The organism is Streptomyces sp. NBC_01439, from assembly GCF_036227605.1.
Classification (GTDB): Bacteria; Actinomycetota; Actinomycetes; order Streptomycetales; family Streptomycetaceae; genus Streptomyces.
Genome location: NZ_CP109487.1, coordinates 6,434,627 through 6,454,206 on the forward strand (window position 1 = coordinate 6,434,627; position 19,580 = coordinate 6,454,206).

The window sequence follows — 19,580 nt, forward strand, 5'->3', positions numbered from 1 at the left end:
GACGTCAGGTCACCCCGCGGCCGCGTAGCAGTGCACGGTCACCGTCCGCTCCGGGCTCCACCGCTGCTCGACCGTGGCCAGCAACTCCCAGCCCAGACGCTCGTAGAGGGCCACCGCCGAGGCGTCGGAGGCCACGACGTCGAGCACGGGATGCAGATCGCGCTCCCGCGCCTCCCGCGTCGCCGGGCCATCAGGAGCGCACCGATCCCGTGGCCCCGGGCCGCCGGAGCGACGAACAGACGGCCGACCACGGCGGCCCCCGCACGGCTCGCGCCCTCGCGGCTGCTCCACAGCGCGGGCGCCGCATCGCCTTCCGCACTGCGGGCCAGGCCGACGTGACCGACGATCCGCCCGTCGAGCTCCGCCACCCAGGCGGCGAGCAGTGCCGGCCCGGACAGCCAGCCGCCGGGGTTGTCCGGCCAGTTCACCGGATAGCCGTCCTGCTCGTGGACCTCGGCGAGTACCCGGACGCACGCACCGAGGTCGGCGTCCGTCCGACTCCGGACGTGCCGGACCGCGGGTTCGCCGGCTGCTGGAGCACCCTCGTCGTTCATCGGATCATGGAAGCACAGCCGCGGAGCAGGGGTCCGTGGTCGACCGTTTCCGAAGCGCGCCCGCGGCCGCTACAGCGCCGACTCCCACGTCACCGTCGTACCCCGCGCACCCGACTCCGTACGGCCGTCGTCCGCCACCGTCAGACGGACCCGGGACGGGCCCGCTTCCACCTGCACGTCGATGAAGGTGATCCCGCCGCGCCGGTGCGCCGCGGCCAGGGCGCCGCGCAGGGCGCCGAGCAGCTCGACCGCCACCGGATCCGGCAGGAGGGCGTCCACCGCGCCCGCGAAGTGCACCGACGGTTGGAAGCCGAGCACGGCCGCCGCCCCGCCCGTCTCGCGCAGCACCCGCCCCCGGAAGGTCGTCGGGGCGTCGGTCGGCGGCTGCTGGAGGGCGAAGATGGCCGTCCGGACCTCCTGGATGGTGGAGTCGAGCTCGTCCACCGCCCGGCCGAGCTCGTCGCCCACCGTGTCCCCCGACGGGGCGTTCGCGGCCCGCCGCCGGGTGCTTTCGAGCATCATCTCGGTGGCGAAGAGCCGCTGGACCACCAGGTCGTGCAGGTCCCGCGCGATCCGGTCGCGGTCCTCGTACACCGCCAGCTGCTCCCGGTCGTGCTGGGCGTCCGCCAGTACGAGGGCCAGCGCGGCCTGGGAGGCGAACTGCGAGGCGAGCAGCCGGTCCACCGCGTCGTACGCGGGGCCGCCCCGGGCGCGGGGCAGGGCCAGGGTGCCGATCAGCTGGCCGCCGCTCTGCAGCGGAAGCATCATGCTCGGCCCGAACCGCTCCCGCACGTGCGTGGTCATCCGGGGATCCGTCGCCGAGTCGTCGATGAAGACGGGCTCGCCGCCGAGGAGTTGTACCAGCACCGGCGAACCGGGGGCGATCGCCGTCCCCACCAGGTCCCCGGGGTCCCCCTGCGTGGAGGCGGCCACGATCTCCATGCCGCCCTCGGGGGTCGGCTGGAGCACCACCCCGGCCGCTGCGTCCGCCAACAGCCGGGCCCGTTCGGCCACGCACTTCAGGGCGTCGGCCGCGGGGCGTCCGGCGAGCAGGGTCGTGGTCACGGCGGCGGCGCCGTCGATCCAGCGCTCCCGGCGGCGCGCGGTCTCGTAGAGCCGGGCGTTGCCGATCGCTATGCCCGCCTGTGAGGCCAGGACGCGCAGCAGGGCGAGGTCCTCGTCCGTGAAGGGGCCGCCGCCCCGCTTCTCGGTGAGGTAGAGGCTGCCGAAGACCTCCGTGTGCACCCGGATCGGGACGCCCAGGAGGCTGTGCATGGGCGGGTGGCCCGGCGGGAACCCGGCGGCCCGCGGGTCTTGGGTGACGTCGTCCAGGAGCAGTGGACGCGGGTCGCCGACGAGGGCTCCGAGCACGCCGGAGCGGGCGTCCGGCAGGTGCGGGATCGCGGCCCGCTCCTCCTCGGTGAGCCCCGCCGTGAACAGCCGGGTCAGCAGGACGCGCTCGGGGTCGACGACCCCGAGCGCTCCGTACCGGGCTGCGCACAGTTCGGTCGCGGAGTCCACGATGTGCTGGAGGGTGGTGTGCAGCTCCAGCTCGGTCCCGACGTTGAGGACGGCTTCCAGCAGCACCGGAAGCCTGGCCGCCTCCTCGTCCGTCTCCCTGGGCTCCTGGGGCTCTTGGGGCTCCTGGGGCTCCTGGGGCCTCATTCGGCCAGCGGGTTGAGGACCATGGGGGCGATCTTCCCTTCGAGCATCGCGCCGAGACCGAGGACGGCGCACACGTCCGGCCGTTCCGCGATGGCGACGGGCATTCCGGTGGCGTCCCGCAGCATCTGGTCCAGGCCCGGCAGCAGGGCGCTGCCGCCCACCATCATGATCCCCCGGTCCGTCAGGTCGGCCACCAGGTCCGGCGGGCAGTCCCGCAGCACCTTGCCGATGCCGTCGAGGACGGCGGTCAGCGGGGTGTAGATGGCGTCGCGCACGGCCGCGGTGTCGACCTGCACGGAGCGGGCGAGGCCGGTGGCCACGTCGCGGCCGTGGATCAGGGTGGAGGCCGGGCCGCCGACGGTGAGGCCGTTGCCGTGGAGGGCCAGTTGCAGCGGCCGGACGGCCTGGCTGGGCAGCATCAGCTCGTGCGCGTGACGCAGGTGCTGGACGACCGCGTGGTCGATGGCCTCGCCGCCGACCGGGATCCGCTGGGCGGTGACGATGGATCCGAGGGAGAGGACGGCCACCTGGGTGGCCGCGGCCCCGCACACCATGATCATCGTCGCGGTCGGCTGCTCCACGGGGAGTCCACAGCCGACGGCCGCCGCGATCAGGGTGTCGACCAGTTCGACGCGCCGGGCGCCGAGCCCGACGAGGGTCTCCACGGTGGCCCGCTGGGCGAGCGGGTCCGCGTCGTGCGGGGTGCACGCGGCGGCCCGCAGACGGGGCTTGCGGCGCAGGGCGCGCCGCAGCTTCTCGCCGAGGAGGTGACGCAGCATCCGCTGGGCCATCTCGATGTCGACGACGGTGCCGCCGGAGACGGGGCGCACGACCCGGATGTAGTCGGGCGTGCGGCCGGTCATCCGTTCGGCGAAGGAGCCGACGGCGATGAGGGCGCCGGTGCGCGTGTTGACCGCGGCGACGCTGGGTTCGTCGACCACGAGGCCGGCGCCCTTGACGTACACGCGGGTTCTTGCCGCCCCCAGGTCGACGGCGACGTGGCAGCGGCGCAACTGCTCAAGACTGACGGTCATGGCAGATCCTCCCGAGAGCACTGACGCAAGGACCGACGGAAGTGTCGATCGCTTTTCATATCATCGCGGGCAATTCGGGCTAACGGCCCGTTGGGCTGCTCCGGCCGGGGGTGTGTCGCGGCTGCATGGGGGTGGATTTCTGTACCGACAGGCAGCACCATGCGCCCACCGCACGCGCTACTCGCGCGTAACGAGGTAAAGGAGGCCCGATGCTGACGGCCCGACAGGGGATGCAGGCCCTCCCGGTGCTCCTGACGCTCCTCGCGCTGTGCGTCGCGCTGCCGACGGCTCCCCCCGCCCGGGCCGCCGCCGCCCGTCACCCGGTGGTCCTCGTGCACGGCTACAACGCGGATCCGGGCGTGTGGGGAGCGCTGCGCGCGGACCTGCGCGCCGCCGGGTACACCGATGCGGAGCTCTTCTCCTTCGGCTACGACACCCACCGGTCCGTCAACGAAGTCCTCGCCGGGCGGCTCGGCGCCTACGTCGACCAGGTCCGCCGGGAGACCGGCGCCGCCCGGGTCGACGTCGTCTCGCACTCCCTCGGCTCGCTGGTCAGCCGCTGGTACGTGAAGTTCGGCGGCGGCGCGGCCGCCGTGGACCACTGGATCTCGCTGGCCGGACCCAACCGCGGCACCTCCACCGCCTGGGCGTGCGCGCTGTGGGACCAGGCGTGCCGGGACATGACCCCCGGGTCGTACGTGGTGAAGAACCTGAACAGCGGGGACGAGACCCCGGGCACGGTGAAGTACGCGACCTTCTGGTCGAACTGCGACGAGGTCGTCAACCCGGACGACAGCGTCCCGCTGACCGGAGCCGCCAACACCCCGGTCGGCTGCCTGGGCCACAACGACCTGCTCGGCGACGACGCGACCTCGGCCGGGGTCCGCGCCTTCCTCTCCTCCTAGGAGGTGCCTTCCCCCGCGGCCAGGGCGAACCGCTGGAGCAGGCCGTAGGTGAACTCCGCCACGCAGGGCCGCCCCTGCGCGGCGAAGGCCAGGCGCCAGCGGGTCGGCGCGGTGCCCTCCATCGGCCGGACCGGGGCGAAGGCCCGCGCGACCTCGTCCACCGTCGCCGACCAGGGCCGCAGGTCGTCCGGCGATTCCAGTGCGGGCCCGCGCGCGCCCGGAGCCCGCACCAGCCACTCGTTCCACACGGCCCCGTCCGGCGCGGCCAGCACCTCGAAGCGCAGGTCCGGCCAGAGCGGCAGCGGCCACAGCAGGGCCTCGCACTCCAGATCGCCGATCGTGCGGTGCTCGGCGCGCTCCGGCGGACCGAGCACCGAGCGGTACCGGGCCAGGGCCCCGCGGGACCGCGGCGACCGGACCATCGCCTGCCAGCGCTTGTTCGCCTCCCGCTGGTCCGCGAGCGAGGCGCCCAGTCGGCGGCGGGCCTCGTCGGCAAGGTCCGGCTGGAAGTCGGCCATCCGCCGCAAGAGCACCAACTGGAATCCGGTCGGCCCGAAAGATGTCATGGAAGCAACGATTCCACACAGGATCCTTACGTTCTCGGGATCCGGATGTTGCCGCAGACCACGTAGCCTGCGGGCGCCATGAACTATTGCCACGCCTGCCGGAGGCACCTCAACGGCGCACTGGCGTGCGCCGGATGCGGAACCCCCGCCGAGTACCTGATACCCACCCCCTCCGCCGCCCCTGCCGCGCCGGCCGCCGAGGCGCCCGTCCCCGGACCGTCGCCCGCACGGGGCGAGGTCCACGCCGACTCGCTCGTCGTGCTGTCCGCGTCGAACGAGCGGCGCGCCGGTGCCCGCCGCCGGGTCACGCACCGGCGCCGCCGCCGGACCGTGCTGTCGCTCTCGCTCGGCCTGCTGCTCGCGGTCGGGGTCTCCATGGCGGTGGCCCGCATGGTCACCGACGGGGAGCGCACCGACCGGGCCGCGACCGTGGTGCTGACCGACGACGGGCCGCAGCAGCCCGCCCCGCTGCCCGACGTTCCGACGGCCGGTGCGCCCACGGGGCCCGGAAAGGCCACGACGAAGGCCGCCGTTGCGGGCACGAAGAAGGCCGGTACCGCGGCGCCTTCCGGGAGCGTTGCGCAGTCGGGTCCGGCCTCGCCCGCCCCCGAGTCCGCGACGTCGGGCCCGACGTCCCGCACTCCCGGTCCGGGGCGGTCCGTAGGGGGAACCGCGTCGGGGAAGCCCTCGCCGAGCGGCTCCACGGGAACGCGGGCGCCGTCGCCCCCGCCGTCCCCGTCGCCGACGCCCTCGCCGACCAAGGACTGCTGGATCTTCTGCGGCTGGTTCTAGCCAATCCTGGATTCCTGCCGCCGCAGGGGCCCGTCGTAGCGGCCCCGTCGTGTGCGGGCCCGGCCCGGCCGGGCTGGGCGCGACGGCGCCGTCAGGCCAGCATGCGCTTGAGGAGGTCCCGCAGGACCGTCCGTTCCTCCGTGGACAGCCCGGCCAGCGGTTCGCGGGCGAAGTCCAGCGATTCGCGCAGCCGCTCCGCGGTCAGCGCGCCCTCCTCGGTGGGGGCGGCCAGCTTCACCCGGCGGTCCGCCGGGTCCGGGCGGCGTTCGACCAGGCCGCGGGTCTCCAGGCGGTCGACGATGCCGGTCACGTTCGAGGGCTCGCACCGCAGCTTCAGTGCGATGCGCCGCATCGGCATGGGCTCCAGGGAGAGCATGTTCAGCACCTTGGCCTGGGCGCCGGTGAGCTGGTGGCTGGCGGCCGCGTGCTCGTACTCCATGTGGTACCTGGCCACGACGTCGCCGATGAGCTCGACTACTTCGATGGTTACTGGGTCTGCGCGACGACTGGGCATGGAACCAGCGTACCCATTTACTTGACAACATGAAATATCTAGGAGCATGGTTGTTTCACCTAGTGAAGTAATTCGTTCTGACCAGGAGCGCCGCATGTCTCAGATCCCCGCCGTCAGCCGCGAGTGGCACCTCGTCCGTCGCCCGCAGGGCTGGCCCGTCGCCGAGGACTTCGCCCTGCGCGAGGTGCCCGTGTCCGCCGAGCCCGCCGCCGGCCGGATCCTCGTGCGCAACCTGCACATGTCCGTGGACCCCTACATGCGCGGCCGGATGAACGACGTGAAGTCGTACATCCCGCCCTTCCAGCTCGACGAGCCGATGCAGGGCGGCGCGGTCGGCGAGATCGTCGCCTCCGCCGCCGAGGGCTTCGCCGTCGGCGACCACGTCCTGCACCCCTTCGGCTGGCGCGAGTACGCGGACCTCGACGCCGCGCACGCCGTCAAGGTGGACGCCTCGCTCGCCCCGCTCTCCGCCTACCTCGGCGTCCTCGGCATGCCGGGCCTGACCGCCTACGCCGGACTCTTCGAGGTCGCCTCCTTCAAGGAGGGCGACTCCGTCTTCGTCTCCGGCGCCGCCGGTGCCGTCGGTAGCCTCGTCGGCCAGTTCGCCAAGATCAAGGGCGCGTCCCGGGTGATCGGCTCGGCCGGCTCGGACGAGAAGGTGAAGGTGCTCACGGAGAAGTACGGCTTCGACGCCGCCTTCAACTACAAGAACGGCCCCGTCGCCGAGCAGCTGCCGGCCGCCGCCCCCGAGGGCATCGACGTCTACTTCGACAACGTCGGGGGCGACCACCTGGAGGCCGCCATCTCCTCGATGAAGGTGCACGGTAGGGCCACCCTGTGCGGCGCGATCGCCGGCTACAACGACACCGAGGCCGCCCCCGGTCCGCGGAACCTGATGCAGGTCATCGGCAAGCGCCTGCGCCTGCAGGGCATCCTCGTCAACGACCACAACGGACTGCAGCAGCAGTTCGTCCAGGACGTCGCCGGATGGCTGAGTTCCGGCCAGCTGCGGTACGACGAGACGGTCGTCGAGGGTGTGGAGAACGCCACCTCCGCCTTCCTCGGCATGCTGCGCGGCGAGAACACCGGAAAGATGATCGTTTCCTTCACCGGTTAGGCTCACTGCACACCGTCGTGATCGTGGGCGCGACTCACGGCGATTACCAGGAGGATCTTCCTTTATGTCCATCCAGCAGTCCGACGTCGCCTACACCGCTGTCGCCACCGCCGAGAACGGCCGTGACGGTCGCGTCGCCACCAACGACGGCCAGCTCGACGTCGTCGTGAACCCGCCGAAGGAGCTCGGTGGCAGCGGCGCCGGTACCAACCCGGAGCAGCTGTTCGCCGCCGGCTACAGCGCCTGCTTCCAGGGCGCCCTGGGCGTCGTCGCGAAGAACGTGAAGGCCGACATCTCCGGTTCCACGGTCACCGCCGAGGTCGGCATCGGCAAGAACGACGAGGGCTTCGGCCTGATCGTCAAGATCTCCGCCGTGATACCGAACGTGGATGCCGCCACCGCCAAGGACCTCATCGAGAAGGCCCACGAGGTCTGCCCGTACTCCAAGGCCACCCGCGGCAACATCACCGTCGAGCTCGCCGTCTGATCCGGCGCTCGTAGCGCGAAGGCCGCACCCCACCGGGGTGCGGCCTTCGCCGTAAACTGGCCCCATGCGTGATCTTGCGGGGGGTTTCCGGTATCTGCTGGCCGGACAGCGATGGGTGTTCCGCCACGGCCGGTGGCTGGGCTTCGGGCTGCTGCCCGGGCTCGTGGCGCTCGTCCTCTACGTCGGCGCCCTGATCGGGCTCGGCTACGGAGCCGATGACCTGACCGCCTGGGCCACCCCGTTCGCGGATGACTGGTCCGCGCCCTGGCTCTCGCTCTTCCGCGGCCTCCTGACCGCCTTGTTCTTCGGCCTCGGGCTGTTCCTCGCGGTGATCACCTTCACCGCCGTGACCCTGTTGATCGGCCAGCCGTTCTACGAGTCCCTCTCGGAGCAGGTCGACCGCAGCGAGGGCGGCGAGGTGCCGCAGTCGGGACTCCCGCTCTGGCTGGAGCTGTGGATCTCGGCCCGGGACAGCATGAAGGTGCTCGTGCGGGTGCTGCTGTACGGGATCCTGCTCTTCGCCCTCGGTTTCATCCCGGTGATCGGCCAGACGGTGATCCCGGTGCTCGGCTTCTGCGTCTCCGGATACTTCCTGACCCAGGAGCTCACCGCCGTGGCCCTGCAGCGGCGCAAGGTGGAGCTGCCCGACCGGCTGGAACTGATGCGCTCGCGGCGGATGCTGGTGCTGGGCTTCGGGGTGCCGCTGGTGCTGGCGTTCCTGGTGCCGCTGGTCGCGGTGTTCCTGATGCCCGGCGCGGTGGCGGGTGCCACGCTGATGGCCCGCGACCTCATGCGCAGCGACGAGGTCCCGGCCGCCGAAACCACCCCCGCGGGTTTCGGACCGCCGCCGCCCGCGTACTCGTAGGCCCAGGTCGCCGGCCCCCTACCGCTTCAGCAGCAGGACGGCCCCCGTGGTGTCCTCCCCGCCGTGCGCCGCCGGGTCCGCGGTCAGCCGGCGGCGCAGCAGGTCCACGTACGGGGTGATCAGCTCGGGGCTGACGCCCTGCTCCTCGGCGGTGCGCAGCATGGTGCCGCTGCCCGCGACCTGCATGGCCAGGTTGGACACCACCCCCGAGGTGAAGTCCCGAGAGGTCAGTCGTTCGGCGGCGTTGCCGACGAAGAAGCCCATCGCGCCGAGCCACTCGGACAGCAGTGGAGCCAGGTCCTTCGGTGCGATGTCCTCGCCCTCGATCAGCGCGTAGGCCTGCGAGATGCCGGCGAACATCCCCCACATCGCGCTGAGCAGCGCCACGTCGTGGAGGGCCGCGTGCCCAGGGTCCTCGCCGACGAAGCGGGACCCGGCCGGGACCTCCAGGACCGCCCGGCGGCGCTCGAAGAGCGCGCGCGAGCCGCTGTAGAAGACGTACCCGCCGGCCTCGGGGACGCCGATCATCGTCGGCGTGGCCATGATCCCGCCGTCCAGGTAGCGGGCACCGCGCGCCTCGGCCCAGGCGGCGCGGGCGCGCGCCTCGGCCGGGCTGCTGGTGGTGAGGTTGACGAGGTCCTTGCCGGTCAGGTCGATGCCGTCCAGGGCGGCGCCGACGCTGGCGTCGTCCAGCAGGCACACCACGACCAGCGTGCTCGCGGCGACCGCGTCGGCCGCGGTCGCGGCGACGGAGGCCCCTTCGGCGGCCAGCGCCCCGGCCTTGGCGGGGGTCCGGTTCCAGACGGTCGGGGAGTGCCCGGCGGCGAGCCAGGTGCGGGCGAGGGCGGTGCCCATGTCGCCGAGGCCGAGGAGGGTGAGGGAAAGGTGAGCTGTGGTGTCGGTCATGACGTTTAGCCTGTTGGCAGGCGGCAGGGCGCTCAAGTACGCACTTCGGAGTGGGTGGTTACCCCGAGGTGAGCGAGCAGGTGGGGAGGGTGTGCGATGGCGGTGACACGAAGGCCGGGTGCGGATCAATGCGGGATCGCCGCGGCGATGTCCGTGATCGACGGGAAGTGGAAGGTGTCGCTCCTGTGGGTGCTGGATCAGCGGCCCCACCGGTTCGGCGAACTGCGCAGGCTGCTCCCCGGCATTTCGGAGAAGGTGCTCGCCGCCCAGCTGCGCGAGCTGGAGACCGACGGCATCGTGCACCGCGAGGTGTACGAGGAGGTCCCGCCGCGCGTCGAGTACTCCTTGACCCCGCTGGGCCAGGACCTGAACGCGGCCCTGGAACCCCTCGGGGCGTGGGGCGGCAAGCACCTGCTGGCCGACACCGTGTGAGGCCTACGCGCGCGGCTGGACCCACAACGCCTCGGCGACCGCGCAGAGCTCGCCGTCGGCCGTGGCCAGGGCCGTGCCCACGGTGTACTTGCGGCCCGAGGACGACACCATCCAGGCGTAGGAGACCAGCCCCTCGCCCACCGGCACCGGCCGCAGCAGCCGGGCGCCGAGCGCGGCGGTGACCGCACCGGCCGGGCGGCCGTCGAGCAGCCGTCCGGCCGCGTTCCCGGGGCAGTCCAGCGCACCCCACACCAGCTCGGGCGGCAGCAGCCCGTCCGCGCCCCCGAGTTCGGGCGCCGGCGTCCAGGCCGCGGCGACCAGCTCGCGGCCCGGCACCGTACCGCAGTGCAGGCGCAGTCCGGTGGCGGGCGTCCGGTCCAGGCCGCAGCCGAAGCAGTCGGCCTGGCCGTCCGGCGGGTCCGCCCGGAAGGCCTCGGCCGCCGCCACGGCCCGGTCCCAGGACGGGGCTTCGGGGCCGTGCGCACCCGGCGCCCCGACCGGGGTCGCCGCGGCCAGCAGCAGCTCGCCGTCCGTCAGCTCGCAGCCGCCGTCCGCGGTCGCCGCGAGCCGCACCGGCGCCCCGGTCGGCACCGGCCGCCGGAAGTCCACCCGTACGTCCTCGGCGGCGGCCCGGGCGGCCAGTACGCCCGCCACGTAACCGCCGAAGGCCACCCCCGGATATCCGTGGAGGCGTTCCGGAACCGTGATCGTCTCGAAGTCGCTCATGGCGCCCACCCCATCACACCGGGGACGTCGCGACCGAGGCCGTCACCACCGACGGCGTGCGGTCGTCCGCCTCGGCGAGCAGGGCGCCGCCCGGGGCCCACACGGCCGAGCGGCCGCAGCCGGTCCACGGGCCGGCCGGGCCGACGTGGTTGGCGAGGACCACGTACAGGTCGTGCTCGCGCGCGATCCCGGGGTGGACGGTGGCGCGCTCGTGGATCCCGTCGCCCGTCCCGTACAGGGAGCTCGCCAGGTGGACCCGGCAGCCGTCGGCGGCGCCCCGGCCGGGCAGTTCGGGGAAGTGGTTGTCGAAGCAGACGCCCAGGCAGAAGCGGATCCCGCCGAGTTCGAAGCGCCCGTCGCCCCGGCCGCGTTCGAAGACGTCCTGCTCGTGCCGGTAGAGGTGCTGTTTCGCGTACGTCGTCACGTGCGCGCCGTCCGCGTCGTGGACCAGCGTCGCGATCGCGGGGCGCGGGCCGCCGGTGGGCAGGGCGACGTTGACCGCGGTGGCGATCCCGGCGGAGCGCAGCGGATCCAGCCGGGGGTCGTCGGCGGCCGTCCACAGGCCCGGGTCGGCGGCCAGCGCGGCGAGCTCGTAGCCGGTGAGCGCGAGCTCGGGGAACACCACCAGCGCGGCGCCTTGTTCGCGGGCCGTCGCGGCGAGGTCCGCGGCCCGTGCGACGTTGGCCCGGACATCGGCGGGGACGCAGGTCAGCTGCGCGGCGGCGATCTTCACCGGGTCAGGATGCCAGCCCGGCCGCGACCTCCTTCAGCAGGGCCAGGAAGGCGAGGGCGGCGGGGGAGGGGGAGATCCCGCGCGGGGTGGCGGCGTAGACCCGGCGGCGCGGGGTGTCGTCCGGGTGCAGGGGGACGAGCGCGAGGTCGGCCCGTGCCGAGGAGGCGGCGAGCGCCGGGATCAGGGTGACGCCGAGCCCGGCGGCGAAGAAGCCCTGTTTGGCGATCCAGTCGACCCGCTGCCCGGCCCAGTGCGGGAGGTGCTCGATGCCCTGGGCGAGGTCACGCCGTGCGGGCCGCTCGGCTCGGGGGCCGCCCTGAAGCTGGTGCTGATCAGCGCGGCGGTCGGCGGGGTGGCTCTGGTGGCCGAGGCCCTGAGGCTGGGCGGGGCCGTGGGCCTGCCGGAGGAACTGGTCCGCGACCGGCTGGCCCGCGGGCCGCTGGCGGGCGCGGTGGCCCGTGCGTACGCGGACGCTTCGCACTTCCCGGTGGCCCTGGCCGCGAAGGACGTGGCCCTGGCCACCGGCCACGCCCCCCTGCCGATCCTGGAGGCGGTGCGCGCCACGCTCACCGCCCGCCCGGAGCTCGCGGACCGGGACCTCTGCGCACTCCGGCCGGACGGTGGTCGCGGCGTCGCCGTCTGACCGTCAGGCGGGGACGGCCAGGGACTCGATCACGACGTGGTGGTCGGAGAAGGCCGAGTCGGCCACCGCGCACCAGCGCCGGGTCTCACTGGCGAACAGGTAGTCGATCTTCCCGCCGGAGGAGTGCGTCGCCCGGCCGGTCCGCGAGGCGCCCTCTTGATCGCACTCCTGGTAGCCCTCGGTGCCGGGCCCGGTGGAGTAGAGGCCGACAGGCCACACCAGGGCGGCCTTGTTCTTCGGGTCGTCCGGGGACAGGCTGTTGAAGTCCCCGCCGAAGACCGTCCGGGGGAAGGTGTTCACGAGGGCCTTGAGCTGCGCGAGCTGGTCGTCGCGGTAGTCCCAGGTCGGGTGGTCCGGGTTGCTGCCCAGCGGCGAGAGGTGGACGTTGCAGAGCCGGACGCCCCAGTACACCGCCGTCGCGCACTGGAAGGGGCGCTGCTGGCCCACGTACGGCTGCGGCAGCGGGTACTCCTGCGCGTCCGCCATCTGGCCCTTGACCACGATCGCGGTGCCGATGCGGTCGGCCCGCCCGTAGTCCTCACCGCAGCGGCTGTTCCACTTCCCGGAGGCTCCCTGCGACCACTGGTACGCGGCGAAGCTCGTGTTCCAGCCCGGCCCCAACTGGGCCATCAGCGCCGTGAGGTCGTCCTCGCACACCTCCTGGAGGAGCGCGACGTGCACGTAGTTGTTCTGGACGTGGTACCTGACCACGTCGATCTTCTGCTGCGGCGTGCCGGTGCCCTCGCAGTGCCAACTGGAACGCTGCGAACCGCACATGTTCCATGACATGACCTGGAGGTTCTTCGTCTCGGCGGCAACGGCCGCCGGCGTCCCCAGGCCTGCCGCGAGCAGGAGTGCGCTCAGCACTCCGGCGCTCCGCCTCATCCATCCGGACCTTTGCATGAACTACCCAACCTTTGATCGAACTCAGTCGACGATCAAGGTATCCGGAGGGGCGGCGCGGGTCAGACCTGGGTCCCGGGCCCCCTCAGCAGGGTCAGGAAGGCGCGGAAGGCGGCGGGCATGTCCACCGATTCGGGGGCGAGCAGCCACTGGTACTGGAGGCCGTCCATGACCGCCGTCAGCAGCGGTGCCGCCTGCTCCGGAGTGAGGCCCGAGGGCAGGCGGTCGCCGAACTCGGCGCGCAGCACCGCCGCCATCTCCGCGCGGACCTGGGCGTAGCGCTCGGTGAAGAACTCCCGGGCCGGATGCCCGTCGGTGACGCTCTCGCCCAGCAGCGCCGAGAAGGTCTGCACGATGCCCGGGCGCATGGCGTTGTACTCGACCAACGAGTCCAGCAGGTCCAGGCGCCAGGTGTCGGCGGCGGAGCGCGAACCGCCGCCCGTGTCCCAGCGGTCGCGTTCCTCCAGCACCGCGACCAGCAGCGCCTCCTTGGTCGGGAAGTAGTGCAGCAGCCCCTGCTGGGTCAGGCCCACGCGTTCGGCGACGGTGGCCAGGGACGCGCCCCGGTAGCCGCGCTCCGCGATCACCTCGACGGCCGCGCGGACGATCTCCCCTCGACGCTCCTCGCTCCTCGCCCTGACCATCGACCCGGCACCCCTTCCCGTTCGCTCGCTGCGCCCTGCCCACAGGACCGTACGGCATCCTCAATATCACGAACAGATTACGAACCCTACCGTTCAACAGGCAACAGGTCCACGATGGGGGCCCCGCACCGAGCAACCGCACTCAACGAGGAGGCACGGCCGTGACCGATGCCGATCAGGTCCGCGATCAGGTCCGCGATCAAATACGCGATCAAGTCCGTGGTCAGATGCGTGACGAAGCCGTCGAGGCGGCGCTGGGCAAACTGGACCTCGACACCAAGGCCCGGCTCCTGGCCGGCCAGGACATGTGGTCCCTGCCCGCCGTCCCCGCGATCGGGCTGGAGTCCCTGGTCTTCTCCGACGGGCCCATCGGGGTCCGCGGCGTGCGCTGGACCGCTGACGACCCGTCCATCGCCCTGCCGTCCCCGACCGCGCTCGCCGCCGCCTGGGACCCGGAGCTCGCCCGCCGCGCCGGCCGGCTCCTCGCCCAGGAGGCCCGCCGCAAGGGCGTGCACGTCCTCCTCGCCCCCACCGTCAACCTGCACCGGTCCCCGCTCGGCGGCCGGCACTTCGAGTGCTACTCCGAGGACCCGCACCTCACCGGCGCCGTCGGCGCCGGCTACGTGAACGGCGTCCAGGACGGTGGCGTCGGCACCACCGTCAAGCACTTCGTCGGCAACGACGCCGAGACCGACCGGTTCACCGTCGACAGCGTCATCGCGCCGCGCCCGTTGCGCGAGCTGTACCTGGCGCCCTTCGAGGCCATCGTCGCCCATGCCCACCCCTGGGGCATCATGACCGCCTACAACCAGGTCAACGGCACGACCATGACCGAGCACCAGCACCTCGTCAACGAGGTCCTGCGCGCCGAATGGGGCTTCGACGGCTGCAACGTCTCCGACTGGATGGCCGCACGCTCCACCACCGGCGACATCCTCGGCGGCATGGACGTGGCCATGCCCGGCCCCACCACCGTCTACGGTCCCGCCCTCACCGAAGCCGTCCGCGCCGGTGAGGTTCCCGAGGCCGTCGTGGACGAGGCCGTGCGCAACGTCCTGCGCCTCGCCGCCCGCGTCGGCGTCCTGGAGGGCGCCCCCGCCGCGGTCGAGAGCGCCCCGGCCCCGATCGACGGCCAGGCGCTGGCCCGCGAGCTCGCCGCCCGCGGCTTCGTCCTGGTCCGCAACGAGGGGGCGTTGCCGCTCGACGGGGCCGCCGGCCGCACCGTCGCCCTCTCCGGCGCCGCCGCCCGCGACGCCCGGGTCCTGGGCGGGGGCAGCGCCACCGTCTTCCCCGAGCGGATCGTCTCCCCGCTCGATGGCCTCACCGCGGCCCTCCCCGAGGGCGCCCTCACCTACACCGTCGGCGCCGACCCCTCCGACGAGCTCACCCCCGCAGGTCAGGGCTTCGACCTCCACGCCGTCTGCCGCGATGCCGCGGGGACCGTTATCGGCGAGGGCGCCCTGCCCTCCGGCCAGGTCCAGTGGATCGGTGACGACCTGCCCGCGGGGGCCACGTACGAGACCATGGCGAGCATCGAGGTCCGCGGCACCTTCGTGCCGCGCGAGAGCGGCGAGCACGCCTTCGGCACCCGCGGACTCGGCGCCTTCGCCTTGGCCGTCGGCGGCGAGCGGCTGTGGAGCGGCATCCAGGAGATGGGCAACGAGGCCGACCCCTTCGAGGCCTTCTTCGGCGCCCCCAGCGAGCGCGCCCGCGTCACCCTCACCGAGGGCGAGCCCGTCGAGGTGTCACTGACCTTCCAGGTCCCCGACATGTCCGCGCTGCCGCTCAGGGCGATCATGTTCTCGCTGCTCCACCTCGGCCCGCGGCGCGACGCCGACGAGCTGATCGCCGAGGCCGTGGCCGCCGCGCGCGGGGCCGACACCGCCGTCGTGGTCGTCGCCACCACCGAGCGCGTGGAGTCCGAGGGCTTCGACCGGCAGGACCTCACCCTCCCCGGCCGCCAGGACGACCTGGTGCGCGCCGTCGCCGCCGTCAATCCGAACACGGTGGTCGTCGTCAACGCGGGCTCCCCGGTGGAGCTCCCGTGGCGGGGCGACGCGGCCGCCGTCCTGCTGACCTGGTTCCCCGGGCAGGAGGGCGGGGCCGCGCTGGCCGACGTACTGCTCGGCGACGCGGAGCCGGGCGGGCGGCTGCCCACCACCTGGCCCGCGCGGTTCGCGGACGCGCCCGTCACCGAGGTCGTCCCGACCGAGGGGCGCCTGGAGTACCGCGAGGGGCTCTTCATCGGCTACCGGGCCTACGAGAAGCACGCCGTGACCCCGGCCTACCCCTTCGGGCACGGACTCGGCTACACCGACTGGACCTACGACTCCCTGGAAGTCACCGCCGACACGGTCCGGGTCCGCCTCACCAACACCGGTGCCCGCCCCGGCCGCGAGGTCGTCCAGGTCTACCTCGCCCCCGTCGCCACTGCGTCCGACGGCGCGCGGAGCACGACGGCGGAACGCCCGGCGAGCTGGCTGGCGGCCTTCGCGGGCGTCGCGGCGGGCCCCGGCGAGAGCGTCGAGGCCGAGATCCCGCTGCCCGCCCGGGCCTTCGAGATCTGGGACGAGGAAGCCCGGGGCTGGCGGCGGATCGGCGGGACCTACGAGGTCCGTGCGAGCCACGCGCACGGTGACACCCGGCTGACCGCGACGCTCGACCTCGCGTGACACAACGTATGGCCGGAAATCACCCCTGAGAACCGGTCCGGGGGCGGGCCCTGACCCCCGCCCCCGGACCCCTCGTACCAGGCCGTCAACGCGGCGGTTCGGCCGCCGTCACCTGGCGGTGCGCCAGTTCCGCCAGCCGCGCCTGCCCGTCCTTGCCCGGGTGGAACCAGTCCCAGCGGCTCAACTGATCCGCCGCGAAAGGGTACTGGAACACGGCGCCGCCGTCGTAGCGGCACAGCGCGTCCTTCGCGCAGACCTCGCGCAGCACCTCGTTGTACTCCACCACCCGCGCCCGCACCTGCTCGCGCCGGGCCGTCGCCCCCGAGGCCGCCGACAGCGGATCGGCGAGCATGGACTGACAGATCCCCAGCTTCCAGATCTGCCGGACCATCGGGAGGTCCTTGCCCTGCTCCCACAGCCGCTGCAGGTCCGGCACGCTGGAGACGTACACCTGGGAGGCGGGGGACGCGGTCCGCAGGTCCGCGAGGGCCTTCTCGAACCCGGAACGGAACTCCGCCACCGGGGTCATCGACGAAGCCGTCGACCGGCAGGCGTCGTTCGAGCCCACCATCACCGTGACCAGGTCGGGCTTGTGCGCGGCGGCGCCGGCCAGCTGACCCGGCAGGTCCGCCATGCGCGAGCCGGTCACCGCGTAGTTCCAGCTGCGCTCGGGCGCCGCGGCGTCCCCGAGCAGCCGGGCGGCCAGCGAGCGGACCGCGGGGTCGTTCCCCGTGGCCCAGGAGACCTCCGGACAGTCGGCCAGAACCGAACAGGCGTCGAAACCACGCGTGATGGAGTCGCCCACGGCCGCGATCGAGGCGGGTGCCGTGTTCCAGCGCGGTGCGGCCTGCGCCCCGCGCTCGCCACCCTGCTCGCCCGACCCGCCCGAGCTGCACCCGGTGGCCGCCCCGGCCAGCAGGAGGACCGCTGCGCCCGCACCCGCGAGGGTCCGGCGCGCGCGGCGGCGCGGAGCGGTGGTGCGCATGGGAAGGGGCCTCCTTGTCGTCCCCACGTCGTTCGGGGGGTCCTGCTGAGTGAAAGCTCTTTGTTTGAGGGTCTTGGAGCGACCGTACGTCACACCATGACCCCTGGCGCACGGTAGCTTTTTCCCGTGGCGTTTCGGCCGCAGGTCTCGTAGCGCAATGTCAAAAAATTTCCGTTACATTACATCACGTCACATACTGTCCGTTTTCTGGAGTTTATTCCCGACCTCGTCCCATACTGGAGGTCCCGGTGACGACACGTGGAGTTCTGTACGTGCATTCCGCGCCGCGCGCGCTCTGCCCGCACGTGGAATGGGCTGTTGCGGGCGTGCTCGGGGTGCGGGTGAACCTCGACTGGATCAGACAGCCCGCTTCCCCGGGCACCTGGAGAGCCGAGTTCTCCTGGCAGGCCGAAGCGGGCACCGCCTCGAAACTCGCCTCCGCGCTGCGCGGCTGGCACCTGCTGCGCTTCGAAGTGACTGCGGAACCGTGCTCGAACGCCGAGGGCGAGCGCTACAGCTCCACCCCGGAGCTCGGCATCTTCCACGCCGTCACCGGCATCCACGGTGACATCCTGATCCCCGAAGACCGGCTACGCGCCGCCCTCGCCCGCTCCGCGCACGGCGAGACCGACCTGGAGGCGGAGATCGCCAAGCTGCTCGGCAAGCCGTGGGACGACGAACTGGAGCCCTTCCGCTACGCGGGCGAGGGCGCCCCGGTCCGCTGGCTCCACCAGGTGGTCTGAGCCCGCGACAGGCACACGGAGGCACGCGAAAGGCCCACCCGGATGCACCGGGTGGGCCTTTCGCACAGCTCGGACGTACTAAACCGTACGGAACGCCAGGGTCACGTTGTGGCCGCCGAAGCCGAAGGAGTTGTTGATCGCGGAGATCGGGCCGTCGGCCGGCAGCTTGCGCGGCTCGCCGACGACGATGTCCGCGTCGATCTCCTCGTCGAGGTCGTCGATGTTGATCGTCGGCGGGGCCAGCCGGTGGTACAGCGCCAGCACGGTCGCGACGGTCTCGATACCGCCCGCGCCACCCAGCAGGTGCCCGGTCATCGACTTGGTCGCGGAGATCGCGATGTGGTCGAGGTCGTCGCCCAGCACCTTGCGCAGGGCCTTCAGCTCGGCCGTGTCACCCTGCGGGGTCGACGTGGCGTGCGCGTTCAGGTGGACCAGCTCGGCCGGGTCCAGGCCCGTGTTGTCGAGCAGGTTCTGCACCGCGGCCGCGACACCGCGGCCGGTCGGCTCCGGCTGCGCGATGTGGTGGCTGTCCGCGGACAGACCCTGGCCCAGCACCTCGCAGTAGACCCGGGCGCCGCGCGCGGCGGCGTGCTCGGCGGACTCCAGGACGATGACGCCCGCGCCCTCGCCCAGTACGAAGCCGTCACGGGCCTTGTCGTACGGACGGGAGGCCTGCTCGGGGTTCTCGTTGTTCTTGGACATCGCCATCATGTTGGCGAACGCGGCGATCGGCAGCGGGTGGATCGCCGCTTCGGTGCCGCCCGCGACGACCACGTCGGCGCGGCCGGAACGGATCATCTCGACGGCGTAGCCGATGGCCTCGGCGCCGGACGCGCAGGCGCTGACGGGAGTGTGCACGCCCGCCTGGGCGTTGACTTCCAGGCCGACGTTGGCCGAGGGGCCGTTCGGCATGAGCATGGGGACGGTGTGCGGGGAGACCCGGCGCACGCCCTTGTCCTTCAGGACGTCGTACTGGTCGAGCAGGGTGGTGACACCGCCGATGCCGGAGGCGATCACGGTGCCCAGGCGCTCGGGCGCGACGGAGGCGCCCTCTTCGGTCTCTTCGCCTGCCGGGGTGGTGTAACCGGCGTCGGCCCACGCCTCGCGGGCCGCGATGATGGCGAACTGCGCCGAGCGGTCCAACTTGCGGGCCAGCGGTCGGGGCAGGACCTCGTTCGGGTCGACGGCGGCCCGAGCGGCGATGCGTACCGGGAGTTCGGCGAAGCGCTCGCCCTCCAGGGGCTTGACGCCGGAACGGCCGGCAAGCAGACCTTCCCAGGTCGAAGCGCTGTCGCCACCCAGCGGAGTGGTTGCGCCGATACCGGTGACGACCACGGTGCGATTGGTCGGGCTCACAGGAATTCTTTCTCCACGTCTCAGGGGGTGCTGAATTGTCACGGCGCCACCGCCAGGTGGCGACAAACGCTCGTCAGGCTCAGGCCTGGTGCTTCAGGATGTAGTCAGCGGCGTCGCCGACCGTCTTGAGGTTCTTGACGTCCTCGTCCGGGATCTTGACGTCGAAGCGCTCTTCGGCGGCGACGACGACCTCGACCATGGAGAGCGAGTCGACGTCCAGGTCGTCGGTGAAGGACTTCTCGATCGCGACGTCCTCGGTGGGGATACCGGCGATCTCGTTGACGATCTCCGCGAGACCCTCGACGATCTCTTCCTGCGTGGCGGCCATGGGGCGCTCC

At 72.6% G+C, this 19,580-nt stretch carries 22 protein-coding genes and 1 pseudogene; 9 read left to right on the forward strand and 14 right to left on the reverse strand.

The features are described 5' to 3' along the window. Positions 1–9: 9 nt before the first annotated feature. The 3 genes and pseudogenes from OG207_RS29080 to OG207_RS29090 form a co-directional block, all read right to left on the reverse strand. Positions 10–554 (reverse strand): annotated as a pseudogene (locus tag OG207_RS29080) (GNAT family N-acetyltransferase). 69 nt (positions 555–623) lie between these two features. Beyond that, positions 624–2,219, reverse strand: a complete 1,596-nt coding sequence (locus OG207_RS29085) for a GAF domain-containing sensor histidine kinase (protein ID WP_329102325.1) — start codon at positions 2,217–2,219, stop codon at positions 624–626. After that, complete coding sequence (locus OG207_RS29090; protein WP_030757608.1) at positions 2,216–3,253, reverse strand: rod shape-determining protein; 1,038 nt, start codon at positions 3,251–3,253, stop codon at positions 2,216–2,218. The genes OG207_RS29085 and OG207_RS29090 overlap by 4 nt, the downstream gene beginning before the upstream one ends. 209 nt (positions 3,254–3,462) lie before the next feature. Here OG207_RS29090 and OG207_RS29095 point away from each other — a divergent pair, with 209 nt between their 5' ends. Next, positions 3,463–4,158 (forward strand): esterase/lipase family protein, encoded by a 696-nt coding sequence (locus OG207_RS29095; RefSeq protein WP_329102327.1) that lies wholly within the window; start codon positions 3,463–3,465, stop codon positions 4,156–4,158. Here OG207_RS29095 and OG207_RS29100 read toward each other — a convergent pair. After that, on the reverse strand, positions 4,155–4,724 hold the full coding sequence (locus tag OG207_RS29100) for a hypothetical protein (RefSeq protein ID WP_329102331.1): 570 nt from the start codon (positions 4,722–4,724) through the stop codon (positions 4,155–4,157). The two genes, OG207_RS29095 and OG207_RS29100, sit on opposite strands and share 4 nt — an antisense overlap. Positions 4,725–4,802: 78 nt before the next feature. Here OG207_RS29100 and OG207_RS29105 point away from each other — a divergent pair, with 78 nt between their 5' ends. Further along, positions 4,803–5,516: an SCO2400 family protein gene (locus OG207_RS29105; protein ID WP_329102333.1), complete on the forward strand. Its 714-nt coding sequence runs from the start codon at positions 4,803–4,805 to the stop codon at positions 5,514–5,516. A gap of 91 nt (positions 5,517–5,607) precedes the next feature. On the opposite strand, the gene OG207_RS29110 is transcribed toward OG207_RS29105, so the two are convergent. Then, entirely contained in the window at positions 5,608–6,030 is a 423-nt protein-coding gene (locus OG207_RS29110; protein WP_329102335.1) for a MarR family winged helix-turn-helix transcriptional regulator, read from the reverse strand. A gap of 94 nt (positions 6,031–6,124) precedes the next feature. Between OG207_RS29110 and OG207_RS29115 the strand changes: the two genes are divergently transcribed. The 3 genes from OG207_RS29115 (at position 6,125) to OG207_RS29125 (ending at position 8,499) form a co-directional block, all read left to right on the forward strand. After that, positions 6,125–7,147, forward strand: a complete 1,023-nt coding sequence (locus OG207_RS29115) for an NADP-dependent oxidoreductase (RefSeq protein ID WP_329102338.1) — start codon at positions 6,125–6,127, stop codon at positions 7,145–7,147. Between the two features lie 64 nt (positions 7,148–7,211). Further along, entirely contained in the window at positions 7,212–7,634 is a 423-nt protein-coding gene (locus OG207_RS29120; protein WP_329102339.1) for an organic hydroperoxide resistance protein, read from the forward strand. A 64-nt stretch (positions 7,635–7,698) separates the two neighbouring features. Then, positions 7,699–8,499: an EI24 domain-containing protein gene (locus OG207_RS29125; RefSeq protein ID WP_329102341.1), complete on the forward strand. Its 801-nt coding sequence runs from the start codon at positions 7,699–7,701 to the stop codon at positions 8,497–8,499. An 18-nt stretch (positions 8,500–8,517) separates the two neighbouring features. Here the strand turns inward: OG207_RS29125 and OG207_RS29130 are convergent, their stop codons facing one another. Next, positions 8,518–9,405 carry an NAD(P)-dependent oxidoreductase gene (locus tag OG207_RS29130; protein WP_329102344.1) on the reverse strand — a complete coding sequence of 296 codons (888 nt, stop codon included), beginning with the start codon at positions 9,403–9,405 and terminating at the stop codon, positions 8,518–8,520. 147 nt (positions 9,406–9,552) lie between these two features. Between OG207_RS29130 and OG207_RS29135 the strand changes: the two genes are divergently transcribed. Continuing rightward, a complete protein-coding gene (locus OG207_RS29135; RefSeq protein ID WP_329102346.1) occupies positions 9,553–9,837 on the forward strand; it encodes a winged helix-turn-helix transcriptional regulator in 285 nt (94 codons plus the stop codon). A gap of 3 nt (positions 9,838–9,840) precedes the next feature. Here OG207_RS29135 and OG207_RS29140 read toward each other — a convergent pair whose 3' ends face one another. Genes OG207_RS29140 through OG207_RS29150 form a run of 3 tightly spaced genes read right to left on the reverse strand, consistent with a single transcriptional unit; the run spans position 9,841 to position 11,777 of the window. After that, a complete protein-coding gene (locus OG207_RS29140) occupies positions 9,841–10,563 on the reverse strand; it encodes a PaaI family thioesterase (RefSeq protein ID WP_329102348.1) in 723 nt (240 codons plus the stop codon). Positions 10,564–10,576: 13 nt separating this feature from the next. Next, entirely contained in the window at positions 10,577–11,296 is a 720-nt protein-coding gene (locus tag OG207_RS29145) for a carbon-nitrogen hydrolase family protein (RefSeq protein WP_329102350.1), read from the reverse strand. 4 nt (positions 11,297–11,300) lie between these two features. Further along, positions 11,301–11,777, reverse strand: coding sequence for a LysR substrate-binding domain-containing protein (locus OG207_RS29150; protein WP_329102352.1), 477 nt, complete (start codon positions 11,775–11,777; stop codon positions 11,301–11,303). Positions 11,778–11,783: 6 nt separating this feature from the next. On the opposite strand from OG207_RS29150, the gene OG207_RS29155 reads away from it, so the two are divergent. Next, positions 11,784–11,939 carry a hypothetical protein gene (locus OG207_RS29155; RefSeq protein WP_329102354.1) on the forward strand — a complete coding sequence of 52 codons (156 nt, stop codon included), beginning with the start codon at positions 11,784–11,786 and terminating at the stop codon, positions 11,937–11,939. Positions 11,940–11,942: 3 nt separating this feature from the next. Here OG207_RS29155 and OG207_RS29160 read toward each other — a convergent pair whose 3' ends face one another. Together OG207_RS29160 and OG207_RS29165 are read right to left on the reverse strand one after the other, a co-directional pair. Beyond that, entirely contained in the window at positions 11,943–12,806 is an 864-nt protein-coding gene (locus tag OG207_RS29160; RefSeq protein WP_329102356.1) for an endonuclease/exonuclease/phosphatase family protein, read from the reverse strand. A gap of 98 nt (positions 12,807–12,904) precedes the next feature. After that, the gene (locus OG207_RS29165; RefSeq protein ID WP_329102358.1) at positions 12,905–13,486 is read right to left on the reverse strand and encodes a TetR/AcrR family transcriptional regulator; all 582 of its coding nucleotides are present in this window, start codon (positions 13,484–13,486) and stop codon (positions 12,905–12,907) included. Between the two features lie 227 nt (positions 13,487–13,713). Here OG207_RS29165 and OG207_RS29170 point away from each other — a divergent pair, with 227 nt between their 5' ends. Then, positions 13,714–16,158: a beta-glucosidase family protein gene (locus OG207_RS29170; RefSeq protein WP_329107957.1), complete on the forward strand. Its 2,445-nt coding sequence runs from the start codon at positions 13,714–13,716 to the stop codon at positions 16,156–16,158. 85 nt (positions 16,159–16,243) lie between these two features. Here the strand turns inward: OG207_RS29170 and OG207_RS29175 are convergent, their stop codons facing one another. Then, positions 16,244–17,143, reverse strand: a complete 900-nt coding sequence (locus OG207_RS29175) for an SGNH/GDSL hydrolase family protein (RefSeq protein ID WP_329102360.1) — start codon at positions 17,141–17,143, stop codon at positions 16,244–16,246. Between the two features lie 248 nt (positions 17,144–17,391). Here OG207_RS29175 and OG207_RS29180 point away from each other — a divergent pair, with 248 nt between their 5' ends. Next, the gene (locus tag OG207_RS29180; protein WP_329102362.1) at positions 17,392–17,886 is read left to right on the forward strand and encodes a DUF3145 domain-containing protein; all 495 of its coding nucleotides are present in this window, start codon (positions 17,392–17,394) and stop codon (positions 17,884–17,886) included. 78 nt (positions 17,887–17,964) lie between these two features. On the opposite strand, the gene OG207_RS29185 is transcribed toward OG207_RS29180, so the two are convergent. After that, the gene (locus tag OG207_RS29185) at positions 17,965–19,242 is read right to left on the reverse strand and encodes a beta-ketoacyl-[acyl-carrier-protein] synthase family protein (protein ID WP_329102364.1); all 1,278 of its coding nucleotides are present in this window, start codon (positions 19,240–19,242) and stop codon (positions 17,965–17,967) included. Positions 19,243–19,321: 79 nt separating this feature from the next. Further along, positions 19,322–19,570 (reverse strand): acyl carrier protein, encoded by a 249-nt coding sequence (locus tag OG207_RS29190; RefSeq protein WP_030009997.1) that lies wholly within the window; start codon positions 19,568–19,570, stop codon positions 19,322–19,324. Positions 19,571–19,580: the final 10 nt, after the last annotated feature.